The organism is Nostoc sp. DSM 114161 (assembly GCF_052692665.1).
This window is the reverse complement of record NZ_CP195141.1, coordinates 2,378,616-2,392,076: the sequence shown is the minus strand read 5'-3', so window position 1 is coordinate 2,392,076 and position 13,461 is coordinate 2,378,616. Positions and strand designations below refer to the sequence as shown.

General features: G+C 42.6%; 17 protein-coding genes. 10 read left to right on the top strand and 7 right to left on the bottom strand.

Going from position 1 to position 13,461, the window contains the following annotated elements; translation table 11 throughout:
- Nucleotides 1–18: 18 nt before the first annotated feature.
- From NSTC745_RS10200 to bioU, 4 genes are all read right to left on the bottom strand, one after another.
- Nucleotides 19–1,473: a dihydrolipoyl dehydrogenase family protein gene (locus NSTC745_RS10200; protein WP_445637052.1), complete on the bottom strand. Its 1,455-nt coding sequence runs from the start codon at nucleotides 1,471–1,473 to the stop codon at nucleotides 19–21.
- Nucleotides 1,474–1,610: 137 nt separating this feature from the next.
- Entirely contained in the window at nucleotides 1,611–2,708 is a 1,098-nt protein-coding gene (cobD, locus tag NSTC745_RS10195; protein WP_445637051.1) for a threonine-phosphate decarboxylase CobD, read from the bottom strand.
- 26 nt (nucleotides 2,709–2,734) lie between these two features.
- The gene (locus NSTC745_RS10190) at nucleotides 2,735–3,019 is read right to left on the bottom strand and encodes an HU family DNA-binding protein (protein ID WP_015111786.1); all 285 of its coding nucleotides are present in this window, start codon (nucleotides 3,017–3,019) and stop codon (nucleotides 2,735–2,737) included.
- Nucleotides 3,020–3,627: 608 nt separating this feature from the next.
- A complete protein-coding gene (gene bioU / locus NSTC745_RS10185) occupies nucleotides 3,628–4,650 on the bottom strand; it encodes a (S)-8-amino-7-oxononanoate synthase BioU (protein ID WP_445637050.1) in 1,023 nt (340 codons plus the stop codon).
- Between the two features lie 358 nt (nucleotides 4,651–5,008).
- Here bioU and NSTC745_RS10180 point away from each other — a divergent pair, with 358 nt between their 5' ends.
- The 10 genes from NSTC745_RS10180 (at nucleotide 5,009) to NSTC745_RS10135 (ending at nucleotide 9,459) form a co-directional block, all read left to right on the top strand.
- Nucleotides 5,009–5,740, top strand: coding sequence for a phospholipase A2 (locus NSTC745_RS10180; protein ID WP_445637049.1), 732 nt, complete (start codon nucleotides 5,009–5,011; stop codon nucleotides 5,738–5,740).
- Nucleotides 5,741–5,777: 37 nt separating this feature from the next.
- Nucleotides 5,778–6,026 (top strand): DUF4926 domain-containing protein, encoded by a 249-nt coding sequence (locus tag NSTC745_RS10175; RefSeq protein ID WP_445637048.1) that lies wholly within the window; start codon nucleotides 5,778–5,780, stop codon nucleotides 6,024–6,026.
- A 156-nt stretch (nucleotides 6,027–6,182) separates the two neighbouring features.
- Entirely contained in the window at nucleotides 6,183–6,542 is a 360-nt protein-coding gene (locus tag NSTC745_RS10170) for a DUF6972 family protein (protein ID WP_445637047.1), read from the top strand.
- Entirely contained in the window at nucleotides 6,505–6,762 is a 258-nt protein-coding gene (locus NSTC745_RS10165; protein ID WP_445637046.1) for a hypothetical protein, read from the top strand. Before NSTC745_RS10170 ends, NSTC745_RS10165 begins: the two co-directional genes overlap by 38 nt.
- Before the next feature lie 10 nt (nucleotides 6,763–6,772).
- A complete protein-coding gene (locus tag NSTC745_RS10160) occupies nucleotides 6,773–7,015 on the top strand; it encodes a DUF6887 family protein (protein WP_445637045.1) in 243 nt (80 codons plus the stop codon).
- A 258-nt stretch (nucleotides 7,016–7,273) separates the two neighbouring features.
- Complete coding sequence (locus NSTC745_RS10155) at nucleotides 7,274–7,534, top strand: AbrB/MazE/SpoVT family DNA-binding domain-containing protein (protein WP_445637044.1); 261 nt, start codon at nucleotides 7,274–7,276, stop codon at nucleotides 7,532–7,534.
- Nucleotides 7,522–7,851, top strand: coding sequence for a type II toxin-antitoxin system PemK/MazF family toxin (locus NSTC745_RS10150; RefSeq protein WP_445637043.1), 330 nt, complete (start codon nucleotides 7,522–7,524; stop codon nucleotides 7,849–7,851). Before NSTC745_RS10155 ends, NSTC745_RS10150 begins: the two co-directional genes overlap by 13 nt.
- Nucleotides 7,852–8,362: 511 nt before the next feature.
- Entirely contained in the window at nucleotides 8,363–8,572 is a 210-nt protein-coding gene (locus tag NSTC745_RS10145; RefSeq protein WP_096535434.1) for a DUF2997 domain-containing protein, read from the top strand.
- A gap of 39 nt (nucleotides 8,573–8,611) precedes the next feature.
- Entirely contained in the window at nucleotides 8,612–8,998 is a 387-nt protein-coding gene (locus NSTC745_RS10140; protein WP_445637042.1) for a DUF1257 domain-containing protein, read from the top strand.
- Nucleotides 8,998–9,459: a ferredoxin gene (locus NSTC745_RS10135; RefSeq protein ID WP_445637041.1), complete on the top strand. Its 462-nt coding sequence runs from the start codon at nucleotides 8,998–9,000 to the stop codon at nucleotides 9,457–9,459. The genes NSTC745_RS10140 and NSTC745_RS10135 overlap by 1 nt, the downstream gene beginning before the upstream one ends.
- 193 nt (nucleotides 9,460–9,652) lie before the next feature.
- Here the strand turns inward: NSTC745_RS10135 and NSTC745_RS10130 are convergent, their stop codons facing one another.
- The 3 genes from NSTC745_RS10130 to NSTC745_RS10120 form a co-directional block, all read right to left on the bottom strand.
- The gene (locus NSTC745_RS10130) at nucleotides 9,653–9,937 is read right to left on the bottom strand and encodes a YiaA/YiaB family inner membrane protein (protein WP_096535431.1); all 285 of its coding nucleotides are present in this window, start codon (nucleotides 9,935–9,937) and stop codon (nucleotides 9,653–9,655) included.
- A gap of 629 nt (nucleotides 9,938–10,566) precedes the next feature.
- Nucleotides 10,567–12,204: a DUF4335 domain-containing protein gene (locus NSTC745_RS10125; protein ID WP_445637040.1), complete on the bottom strand. Its 1,638-nt coding sequence runs from the start codon at nucleotides 12,202–12,204 to the stop codon at nucleotides 10,567–10,569.
- A 272-nt stretch (nucleotides 12,205–12,476) separates the two neighbouring features.
- Nucleotides 12,477–13,082, bottom strand: coding sequence for a DUF3038 domain-containing protein (locus NSTC745_RS10120; RefSeq protein WP_445637039.1), 606 nt, complete (start codon nucleotides 13,080–13,082; stop codon nucleotides 12,477–12,479).
- Nucleotides 13,083–13,461: the final 379 nt, after the last annotated feature.

Sequence of the window (13,461 nt, the reverse complement as noted above, 5' to 3'; positions counted from 1 at the left end):
TAATCACTAATGACTAATTCACAAATTCCAATTGCGGTGAAAATGAAACAAACCTTCTAGAAATTCTTGCAAAGCAAGATTACTATTTAACTTTTGTTTCCTCCACTCTCTGACAATTTGTTCCACAATCTCTGAGAAACTTAAATAGACCGGAGAGAAATTTACTAAATCTTTGATTTTAATTTTTTCAGACATAGCCAAAGCAATCAAATTAACTAATTCTCCAGCTTCTGCACCTAATATTGAAGCTCCTAAAATTTCGCCATTGCGTAGGACAATTAATTTACACATCCCCGTGGTTTCATCCCGGAGGTGCGCTGCTGTTACTGTTTTAAAATATTGTCGTAAAACTAAAAATTCATCTCTCCGAAATTGGCGTTTTGCCTGTGCCTCAGTCAAACCTACTTGCGCCATCGCCGGCACTGAAAATATTCCCCAAGGAATGCAGCGATAATTTACTTTTAATCTGGGGAAAAATAGTGCATTTTTCAGAGCAATTTTCGCTTCATAATTAGCGATATTTACAAAATCGTAACCACCAATGACATCACCACAAGCGTAGATGCGGTCATTAGTGGTTTGTAGTTTCTCATTCACCACTAAACGACGCCCATACCATTTCACACCTACAGCTGCCAAATTTAGAGATTCAAGATTTGGCTGTTGTCCAGTCGCTACTAAAATTTCATCAGTTTCAATGGCTTTATCTCCTGCTTGAAGCCATTTTTTATCATCAATTCGCCTGACTTGAGTCACTGGTTTTTTCGTGAGGACGCGCACACCTTCAACTTCCAACTGTGCTTGCAGGAGTATAGCTATTTCTGGGTCAATGTGAGGTAAAACGTAGGAATAGTTGACTACCAGCGTCACATTACAACCAAATCGCGCTAAAGTTTGGGCAATTTCAATACTTTGGGGAACCCCGCCAATAATTACCCAATTTTTGGGTAAGGACGCTTTATTTAGACATTGCCAAATGTTAGCTAGCGTAACGTAGCCTGTAGCTTCTAATCCTTCAATTTCAGGAACTTCTGGACGCGAACCACTAGCTAGCAAATAGGTGCGTGCGCGTAATAACCTATTGTTAACAACAAAACCCAGTTGGGCTGAGGATTGAAATTGCCCAGCGCCAACGATGACATCGACTCCCTGCGCCGCGAGAATGGCAGGAGAATATTGGTCTTGGAGATTTGAGGCAACGGCTTGAGCATACAGCATCGCTTCCTGCCATGCCAGAGATATGTGGCACTCTTGTGAGGTATCAGCGTGTTTGGCATGAATACCAAAGCCAGCAGCATTACGCAATTTTTGTGCCAGTTTAGCAATTTCGCTCAAAGCGTAATGATGAATAAACCCATAGTCTACTTTGGGTCGCACCAAGGCAACTGTAGCACGTAGTTGGCTAGCAGCAAGGGCAGCATTGTATCCAGCAAGACTGCCACCAATAATTACGACATCGTAATCAATAGTCATTTGTTATTTGGGCATTGGGCATTGGGTATGGGGCATGGGGCATGGGGAAAGGGAAAGGGGTAAGGGGAAAAGGGGAAAAGGGGAAAGATTAAATTTATTCCTTTTCCCTTTAACCTTTAACCTTTTCCCCTGCCTCCCTAGTCCCCAGTCCCTACTCCCCATTCATTGAGCGCTGTGAGTAGGCGTTGATTATCAGACTCTTCACGTACAGCAACCCGGAAAAAGCGATCGCCTAGTTCTTTAAAGCTAAGGCAATCGCGGATTAAAATGTGATGGTGTTTGAGTAATTCTTGCTGTAACTGCGAAGTAGATTTTTGAGACTCAACCAGTAAAAAGTTAACAGCACTTGCTTGGGGTTGCAATCCAGGAATTTTAGCTAAACCCTGAAAAAGTTGTTTTCGTGCAGGTGGTAGCCATGTCCAGGTTTGCTGTTGAAACTCTTCATCCTGGAGTGCCGCAATTGCCGCTGCTACCGCTAGCGTGTTTACTGGCCAGGGGTCGCGCCATAGCTGCCACTTAGACAGGCTGTTGGGGTGAGCGATCGCATATCCCAGTCGCAGTCCTGGGAGACTGTAAAATTTAGTCAGCGATCGCAATATTACTAAATTCGCATATTCCTGCACCACCCCAATTAAGCTTTGCTCCTCATTGGGCGGTACAAAATCCATAAACGCTTCATCCACCACTACCAAGGCGAATTGCTCCAAGTAGGGCAAAATCGAGTCCCGCGAAAATAGCTTGCCTGTTGGGTTATGCGGGTTGTTCAGCAACAGTCCTTTGTCCTTAGTTTTTTGTCCATTGTCAAGAATTAATGACAAAGGACTAATAACCAATGACTCTTGACCAGCGACTAATGACAAAGGAAACTCCAGCACTTTAGCTTTGTACCCTGCTAAGGTTCGGTAGTAGTCGCCAAAGGCTGGAGTTATTAAAATTGTTGCCGCCAGTTGAGCTAATTCTTTACCTATTAAAGTAAGTAATTCTGCTGAGCCATTACCCGGCAGAATCCATTCAGGCGGCAATTGATGGAAGTGACTGAGAGCTAGTCTCAGTTCACTATAGTTAGGGTCTGGATAGTGCTTAATATTACCAATTTGGGACATGATGGCAGCGATCGCGCTGTTTGGTGGCCCCAAAGGGCTAATGCTAGCAGAAAAATCCAGAATAGCATCAGGGGGACAGCCAGCCAGTGCTGCTGCCCAGGCTAAATTTCCCCCGTGTGCTGGTTGCCGCATCAAAAAAAGGTTTCCTGAAACAGAGCCTATGATTTTGGGGGTGCTACCCGTTCTCTAAATAGCTTCCCTGCCGAGAAGGCAGGCACCTTCGTCGCCGGAATTTCCATTTTTTCATTTGTTTTCGGGTTGCGACCTTCACGAGCTTTACGTTCCCGTGATTCAAAAGAACCGAATCCCACCAGCGTTACTTTATCGCCAGAGGAGACCGCCTCAATAATCGTTTCCAGTGCGGCAGTTAAAACTGCATCGGCTTGTTTCTTGGTAACGCTAGCCTTTTCAGCAACGGCATCAACTAATTCACCTTTGTTCATGTCAAACTCCTAAGTTTACTTGAGATTTTTTTACGGATGTATGTTGATACATCTGTACCGAAATCTCTGTTGTTAGAAATACAAAAATCATCCTTTGGGAGTATTTTTACTCAAAACGGCTGTACATCCCATCGGCTCGACTTTTCAATGAATCATTCTAAGGTGTTGTAGCCTGATGTGGATAGATGAAACCATTAATTTATATAGATTTCAGGATTTTTTGTAGTTTTAGGGTACTTGTTACCCTGAAAACCCCCCCAAAAGTAGGAAAAAATACCTAGTGAAAACCCTAGTTATGGGAGGAACAGGAGAGGTGGAGAGACAAGAGGACAAGGGGACAAAGGGACAAGGGGGCAAGGATATGAGGTATAACCAGACAGGGTTCTGGACGAATTTATGAATTAGTAGACCGCTTTCGGTATCGCTTCACCTTGTTGTAGGTGTTCTCAAGCATCTGGAAATTTAACTGTCAGAATCTACCGGAGATTACGATTTATAAACTTCATCGAGGTAAAAGTAAAAAGGCAAAAAACAGAGCTAATTTCATCCCATCCCTAAAAAGAGATGGGATTTTAGGTTGACTGTTAACCGTCAACACTTAAGATTTGTTATTTGACAAATTGGGGCATAATTTCGGCAGCGGTAAATATTCCATGAATGCCGCGTTGGTGCAATTGTCTGCCAGCTTTGAGATAGCCGAAAGCGGGGCCGCAGACATTAGCTGCCATGCTGGTTTCATCTCCCAAAGTAAAGGTATGGGTGGAAATTTTCCCTTCAAAGGTGCGTCCTGTGACCTTAACGTTGGTGCTGAGGGGTTTTTTAGGGTTGCGAGTATCGACTACACCACCAACAGTAACGCGATCGCGTCCCACTATTCCCGCTACTTCTAACATGACATCATCAGCGTGTTCCATGTTCTCTAAAGTCAGCACGCCATTAGTTTTATCTAATAGTGCTTCTACCTCAGCATCAGTCATCGCCCTAGCAGTTTCCACTGTGTAACCAGGTATGTGGCCGATATCTTCGCGGACAGTGGCGCGGTAAGCCTCCCAGTTGGCAATTCCTACACCAAAAGTAATTTCTACCTTGTGAATTTCGGCAAAGCTTTGGGCGGCTAAAGCGGCAGCGGCGGTTAACAGTCCAGGGGTAGCACCGCATCCTGTCATGTAGGTAATTCCGGCTGCTTCCAGTTCTTCTTTCATTGCCAGTAATTGTTCCACAGCACTGGTGCGCTTAATCGCATCCACTAACACACCCCGCCAACCCGATTCGATAAACTGCTTGGCAACAGAGGGAATAAAATCATTTGGTAAGTTGGGTAAAGCCAGAAAATACCCATCTACAGGCTGACTGGTAGCGATTAAATCTTGAATACTGTTATTGCTTAATGTCCCAACTGGCTCTAGATAACCCACCGAACCTTGAGACTGATACGTAGCGATGCATTCTTGAGTATTTAAACCTTCAGCGGCATAAGCGTAGCCTTTTTGATCTGCTGCTGCGACTAAAATCATTTCGCGTTTGCCAGCAAGCAGCTTGGCGGCAGCTTGTCCTAGTCCCCCAAACCCCAGTACTCCTACGCGGATAGCTGACGAAATATTTAGAGAATTCTTGACTTGTTCGGAATTCATAGTCAATTAGTTAAGTTAATTCAAAAGCCTTTAGCATTATGCATTTCAGCTTCCGGCTTGTAAATGGCGGCTGATAGCTGATAGCTCAAAGCTATAGAGGTTAATTATCCGTTATTATCCTGGTTTCTTCTACTAAATAGATCCGTTTTTTCTCCACAAATTATTGCCGAGTTATTTAGGCCTGAACAAATTTTTACCCAGCATCGCATGAAAAATCTAGAGGACTACGAACACCACAACCACCAGGATGAAGAATATGAGTGTAAATTATTATTTTTTTTACATACTTGTGAACCAGTAACCCTTATATTTTCTGGATATCATAAGCCTTCATCTAAGAAAATGTGAGGATACTATTGTGAGGATTTTTAGAGTTTCTATAACTTTTATTATGAGTTGTGGTTTACTATCACTAGATTTTCGGCCGAGTCGAGCTAATCATAATGTTGTAAATGGTTGTGGAGATGATACAGGTCTTGGAAGACTAGTTCCTAATGCGCCAACAGGGGCTAATTTTAAACCTGCTTGTGACAATCATGATAGATGCTATGGAGAGTTGAATCAGTCTAAAGATCTTTGTGATAGACGTTTTCATAATGAGTTACTAGATGAATGTGGAAGAACATTCAAGACGATCGTAACGCGACCATTACGAGCTAGTTGTAACGGTGTGGCAGACACTTACTATTCAGCAGTATCAACTAAAGGTGGTCGGGCTTACAGAGAGTCACAAACACATGCTAGACAAGAAGCATTTAGATGGTCACAAGCGGGTTCTATACCAGGACGAATATGTACACGAATTTACGAAGATGCTGACCCACACGCCTGGAGTGATAATTACTTATGTGCAGACAGAGATTTTGGTCTTCGCTGGTCGCAAGCTGGAGTAATTTCCGGTATGAAATGCACAAGGATTTACGAGGATGCTGACCCACACGCTTGGAGTGATAATTATTTGTGCTTACCAGAGGCATCACCAATTAACTTTAGATGGTCACAAGCTAACTCTATACCAAATATAACCTGTACAAAAATTTATGAAGATGCTGACCCGAACGCATGGAGTGATAATTATTTGTGTTACTAAATTAATGCCCAAAAGCGATCGCCTTGCCGGATAGAAGATGACTAAAAGTACAATCAAGTTGCTGGATGTAGTAGCACTAATAGTTGACCTACCTAAATACAATCTCTGGCGCGGTCAAGTTGGTACTGTAGTCGAGTTATTAGCTGGCGGTGCTGCATTTGAGATTGAATTTAGCGATCGCCACGGCCGCACATACGAATCTATCGGTTTACGCCCAGAGCAAATTATGGTGTTACATTTTGAGCCAGCATCCCCTGATTCAATCCCGGAAATGGTGACAGCTTAAGCAATAGTAGCCAGAGCGCTCGCAGCACTAAAATCAGACTAAAAGATGTAAATCATTTGTTGCCCAATTCGTTATACATCAGCTTGAGTTTAACAATTATAAGCAGTACAATCGCTGACAATGGCGGTTCTGAGATAACGTGCGATCGCCCAACTCATGAGCGGAATTGACCGAGATCTCACTCCCGATCCCCGACCAAGCCTTATCGATCGCCATTTGCCGAACACTCCCCAAGTCCAACGACTGCTCCGAAGAGAAGGCAGAGCGCATGTTTTCAAAGATCGTGAAACCTTGGAACGAGTCACGCAGGCTATCATTGCAGAGGGAGAGCGAACCGGAATAGACGATGAAGAGGATGATTACGAACGATATGGACTCTACTTTCCAGAGGCGATCGGTTACATAATGAAAGCAGACGGGAGCCAAATTCCACTTTACTACGGCGAGATTAAAATTGTGAAAACTACAGGTGAGTATCATGCAATCCCACGCACCAGCCCTCGCAGAACAAGCTAAAACCTGGAAATTTCTAGAACTCTGGGTCGATCCGGTTGTTTTCCCGCCTAAGATTCTCATGCTAATTGGCGCTCAAGACGGCACTTGTCGTATTTTTAATCCTGCATCTAACTATAAACTCGTAGTAACTCACCCCGACTACCAAGCAGCTCAAGAGTGGCTTCTTGAAGATGAATATGAACGGGTCAAAGGTCAACTTTTGGCTGAAGAAATTATGTAATTATGAGCTGATGAGTCAAGTGAATTTTGATAGCATGAGTGATGCTGAATTGAAACGATACTTTTTGGCAAACCGCCAAGATAAGGCTGCTTTTCAGGCATACTTGGATAGGTTAAATCAGCGTCCAAAATCAATTATTGCAAGCCCAGATGACCCCGATTTTGACGAAAAGATTCAAGCAGCAATTCGACAGAAACTCGAAGCATTTCGTAGTAGTCAGTCCGTTAACAACACAACAGAGCCGACGCAATAGAGCCAGCATCCCCCGAATCAGTACCAGAAATGGTGACAGCTTAAGCGATAATATGCAGAGCGATCGCACCTCTAAAATCAGTCTTCAGAAAATTAGTTTACTACGCTTACACTCGCTCCAAAGTAAAGTAACTAATGATAGTATTCACAGCGATCGCACATACAAACACTAGACATTAATTAGCTTTTGGTTACATTTAAGAATTGTCATGAACGTAGATACAATGTAATTACTATTTGTCCTCAAAGCAACTTAAATATGGGCTCAGCTATTAGAACCCGAATTGTGAAAATTGGCAATTCCCAAGGTATTCGTATTCCTAAAACATTGTTAGAGCAAAGTGGTATTCACACAGAGGTTGAAATTGAAGTTCATAACGATCGTTTAATTGTTCGTGCTGCACCAAAATTACGAGTTGGGTGGGACGAAGCTTTTGCAGCAATGGCAGAACAACAGGATGATGTTTTGCTAGATGAGGCTAATACAACCAACTGGGATGAGTCGGAATGGCAGTGGTAGTCAGGCGTTTTGATGTTTTTTTGGTTAATCTCGATCCCACCATTGGGAGTGAAATTCAAAAAACGCGCCCCTGTGTAGTGATTTCACCAGATGAAATGAATCGGCATATTTCTACCGTCATTGTTGCTCCCATGACTACAAAGGGTCAGGCATATCCTACACGCATAGCTTGTGAGTTTCAAGGGAAAGATGGGCAGATTGTTCTCGACCAAATTCGTACAGTAGATAAAGCTAGATTGGTCAAACTGCTTGGTCAAATTAGTGACAATGAGCAAAGATTAGTTTTAGATACATTGTCTGAAATGTTTGCTGAATAATACTTGAAGCCTTATTATGCAGATATTTGTAAACAATTTTTAGTGCTAATTTTAACTGCTGTTATCCATTTAGGACTAACTTGAAAGGTTTAGAAAGGCGATCGCACTCTACCGTTTTGCTGTCGGGCTACACAACAGTGAATTTCACCTCAGCGATCGCCAAGCTTAACGATAATGATAAACTTTTTCAATAAAATTTATATTTTTGTAACTCACTTGGCTAGTTATAGTACCTCTGATGCTGATTTTGAAGACTTTTGCTGCTTACGTAGCAAACTGAATTATTACCTTGACTAATCAAAGAGGTTAAGAGAGACTAACTAAAGACTGATGTACGTGATAGCAAAATTAATAATTTTTGTAAAGATTCTGAGATATATATATTGGAAGATGGAACATTGGTTAACAAATGGCAAGTTTGTATCTAAGTAAAAATGTTCCGATGGCTATATTTGTAGCCTTCTGCTAAAGCAGTAGAATTCAAATGTACTTATCGTGGTTGGCCAAGAGCATGGAGACATTAGAGTTCATAATTTATCCAGATGGTCGGGTACAAGAAAAAGTCACTGGCATTGTGGGTGCTTCTTGCGCTGAGGTTACAGCAGCAATAGAGGCGCAGCTGGGGCAAGTACTTAAGCATGAGCCAACCTCAGAATACTTCGCCGCCAAAGTACAGCAATCGAACGTGGCGAATACCCAAAACACTTACAGCGATTGGTAAGTTTTCACAGTAGTTTAGTCTCATTTAATTCAAACCACCATGTCACACTTTAGCCAAATTAAGACTCAAATCCGTAACCTTGATTCTTTGAAAGATGCTCTGACTGAATTAGGCATAGACTGGAAGCCAGGCCCCCGTGAAGTACGCGGTTATCGGGGTCTAACTCATCCTGCGGAAGTTAGCATTGAGCAGGAAAATGGCTATGACATCGGCTTTAAATGGAATGGTAAGGAATACGAACTGGTAGCTGACTTACAATATTGGCAGCAAAATCTTTCTGTGGATGGATTTTTACGCCAGGTAACACAGCGCTATGCTTACCAAACAGTGATGAAAGAAACTGCTCGTGTTGGCTTTCAAGTCGCTGAAGAACAAAAAAATGAAGATGGTTCAATTCGCCTGGTAGTACAACGCTGGAGTGCGTAATGGCTGATTTTCTGCCGTCGCTTGAAGAACAAGAAGAAAACCGTTCCGGTTTGGAACCAGAATTAGGGGGTTTTTTGCGGGATGCCCCAGAACGTTCTGGTTTAGAGCCGGAATTGGGCGGAGTTTTGCGCCAAAATGGTGTTTACGTTGATGAACTCACCTGTATTGGTTGTAAGCACTGCGCTCATGTTGCGCGTAACACCTTTTACATTGAACCAGATTATGGGCGATCGCGAGTAATTCGCCAAGATGGGGACGCCGAAGAAATTATCCAAGAAGCAATTGACACTTGTCCGGTTGATTGCATTCACTGGGTTGATTATACTGAACTCAAAAAGTTAGAAGAAGAGCGCAAATATCAGGTAATTCCTGTAGTCGGTTATCCGGTCGAACAGGCCGTGGCTGCTAGCGAACGGCGACGCAAAAAGCAAAAGTCAAGGAGTAAGAAATCCCGTTATTAAGATAAAAAATTTAAACGAATATAGTAAAGGACTGGCTGTACCAGTCCTTTTATTTTTTTATACAGCAGAATTGAGAGCAAAGCCGGAGACGTTTTTGTTGTTCCGGTCAAAATTTAGAATGAAAATGATATTTTTGGAACACATTTGCGATTGGAACTTTTTAATCTCAAATCTAAAATTCCTCTAATTCTATTTATTTGAAATTTAGAGGGTCGTGTTGTGAAAGCAGTTTTTCTACCTTTGCTTCGTCGATTCTAGCGGTTAATTTTCTAGTTTCGTGCAAGTCTCTGGTAGTCTTTGCCAAGGTGAAAGTTGAGCCAATAGAAAAAGCCAAACCCATACCCATAAAGCCTTTTACCCAGCTATCTACTGGCAAATGCACAATACCAAAAGTAGTCATAGAAATAGAAAGCAGAAAAGCTGCCCATGTTTGAATAACCCAAGCTAGACTGTCTTTTTGAGTACCAGTTGTTTGCATATTCCTTACCTTATTACTTGAGTGATTGTTAGCAAATTTTGAAAAAGAATTCATTCAAAATCTAGAATGAATTATTAGACTAGATTTTCCCCCCTTACCTACAATGGAAGGAGTTTTAATGGGAGCATCCCAAATGTGCAAATTTATTTTTATACGGTATTTTGGCTTCAAACAATAATGAAATAACGAACCGCCAAGGACGCCAAGAGCGCCAAGGAAAGAGGTTTGTACAGGATTTTTGTGTCAGTCCTGTAGCTTTTGACAAAATTGGGATGCTCCCGTTTTAATTAGGTTTTGTTAAACTCACATTAGAGTTTTAAAACTTGTATTTTGAGTTTTTAAGGGATAATTCTTGTTAAAAATAATTGTATTGATTGGTATGTTTACTAATATCAATATTCAGACCAGTTTGCTAACTGGACTCAAAAAACCTAGCTTCAGGGCAATTGGAGCAAACAAAAACTGGCACAAAGTTTGTACCAGTTACAGAAGTGTCAACAAACGAATGATACCAATTTAAAATTGCAGCAAATAAATTGATACAAACTAGATTTAGAAAGCCATTCCCAATCTAAAATCGTTCGACTGAGTGTAGCCGAAGTCTAAAACCCAAAATGAAATGAATTTACTTAATCATCTGGAAAAGTTTGCACCTTGCCATCAGGGCTAAGAACAACTCGAATTCTGACATTTTGTCCGCGGTTATTGGCGGAAACGAAAGGTTGACCAACTTCCGGCATCCCAGCACTATCAACGTATTCCCTAGCTGCTTTATTCAGCGGAAAAATTCGTTCAACTGAGCCGTCAACACTGACTATCAAACTGTATTCTAGTGTTTGTCCCAATCCCGCAGGTGGTTGCCAGCGCTTTGTCAGATATTCTCTGGCTTCTGCTACCTGAGGTGTATCAAATAATGTGCCAGTTGCTACTTGTCTGGATGTGGGGGCTTTGCTGCTGTCTCCTAATCGATCGATAAATGGATTACTAGTAGGAGTCACAGACGCAGGCTGTTCTGTGGGGGGTTTATTTACAGGAGAAGCTCCCTGTAAGGCACTGATTGTTTCGTCCAGTTGTTGTGAGGTTAATGGAGAACCTTGGGTGGGGATATTGCCACGGTTGTTACTGGGTATGGTGGCAACAGAGGGGGGAACTACTGGCGAGATGTTGGGTGAGAAGTTGGGTGTGTTAGAAGATAGGCTGGGGGGTAAATTCCGTCTCTTGGGGAGAGCATTTGCTTGGGGATTTGGGGCTGTGAGATTCTGCCCCAGATTTGGTAGTATGGCGATTTCCTGTCCGGGGATTTTGGTGGACGGTGCGTTAGCGAAGCTCGCCGGAGGCATTGCTGAATTCTTTGGTAGGGTTGGAGTCTTACCCTGAGTTGTAGGAGGTATGACCAGTGCATTGTTGGGTAATACAGGTGGTGTCGTAGTCAAACCAGAACCAGTGGTTGTTAGCGGTGTTTGGGGCAAACTAGATGCCGGGGGTGGAGGGGTAGAACCGAGCAAATTACCTGGTGGGGTGGTGAGTCCAGGCTGGGGTGCGGGGAAGGTTACAGAGGGTGAAGGTTGTAGCGCAGTCTTGACCTCTGTTGGGTCTGATGTTTTGGCTGTCTGTTGTTTTTGCCTGATGTTGTTAGCATATTGCCAAGTAACTGGTAAAAAACCGACGGCTAATACTAATACTGCGGCAATAGGCGCCCAAGCGGGGAAGCTCATATCTGAACTCCTAGTGTTAAGAGTTGGTAGTGCCATAACATCGGTTGAGTATTCATCTAAAGCAGTTGCCAAATCGAATAATTGCAACAAACTCAGTTGAATTACTGGGCCGGATGTTTGGTTAGCGAGAGAACCAAGAAATAGATTGTGAGTTAAATAGCTGCTGGGTTCTAAATATATATTTGCGCCTGAAAACTGGGTATTAAAAGAATTTAATGTTTTTGTTGATAATTCTAATTCTGGTTCATCCAGTACCGCGCTTGATTCTTGGTTACCTGAGAAACGAAGCCAAAAGCTTTCTGGAGACTGTTGGAGGAATTGCTGTACATAGCTGGTGACTGCATCACACAAAGCTTCTAGTTGGTTGCGATCGCCTCGAATAGGAACTCTGTGTTCTTCTGGTAGTCGGGGATCGTCAAAACGTAGTTCAAAGCTGAGCTGCTTGAGAACAGTTCTCCCCGTCCAACGAGACAAAGGCGAACTTTGTGCGAATACTTCTAGCGTGCAAGTAGGAGGTGTGTAGCTACGAATCACAGTATTTGATAGAGGCATGGCAGGAACAACAAGGAAGACTATTTGGGATTTTGCGTACTCCTAAGTCGAAGCAAGCTACGCGTAGCGTGTCAAAGACAAAAGTTGAGCCAGTTGCTTGCAAAAAGTTGCGACTTATAATTGTGTTCGATTCTTTTTTTGTACAAACTGATGTCCGAGGAAGAATCAATGTTGGTAGCGCATGGCCCAAGGGCTAGCGATTGTTAAAGAGGTTTCTTGACCTAGCGGCGAATTTCGGTTGAGGAATCTCAAAAGTCAAATTTAAGTCAAATTTAAAATTTTGTAGAACGGTCTATAAGTGCTAGCCAAAGACGGCGATGCCCGCCAGGGGCGCTGTAAAAAAGTAAATCTACAAGCAGTTTTAGTGCCAGGTTGGTAAGTAAATCTGTTGAGATTTGCTCGTCCTCTTCCATCCGCTCTTGGTAGGTGTTGCAAAAAGCATCAATATAATCTCCAAGTAAAGCAGCCTGGTGAGGTTCCCGGTTACTTTCTGCCATTTGTTCTAACAAACCAACAGCGCGGCGAATCAATTCCTGGTGCTGTTTGGCTAGGTAGCAGGTGATGAGAACAAGCGATCGCGCTTCTTCTACATCTAGCTTTTTTCGCCCTCCTTGACCTTTGCGTAGCGGATTTGATTGGCGCAGTCGCCATAAAGCTACGCGATCTGGCACTCTTGACTCTAAATTCAAATCAGTTGCCGCCGAAAGCATAGCCTCAGAACCAATCCCAGTTAAGGTTTCTAGCGCCAACAGTACTAAGTCTAATTGGGTTTTGATATTGTCCCATTGAACTGTGTTTGGGGCTGGAAGCTTGATTAAATCCTCCCACTGGGCATTTGGAGTGGCTGAGTTGGTGGCCGAGTGCATAACTTTTAGCATAGGTGATCGAGCTGATGGGGAATGGTGCTGTTACTCATTTTGAAACCAGACTCTCAAGAATTAAAGTTGGTTTCCTAAAGCTACAAGCCAGAGGCTCGATCTAGCTTTTGTTTGTGTAGTCACAGCAGGTATCTTTGTCCTACTCTAGATGAAAACTAATTTTCTACAAAGTAGAAAATTATTAATTGCAGTTAAGCTTTACGCGATTTTTGCTACTAGCTCAGTACAAAAGTATAAATAATGTAAGAATGCTCATCACTATTCACTACTGGGCAATTATGTAGAATAACTCCTAATATTTCCATATGATTTGAAATTTCTCGATTCTTATTATTTTTTATTTGATATTGCTGTGCTTATAATTACTACACAAATATTT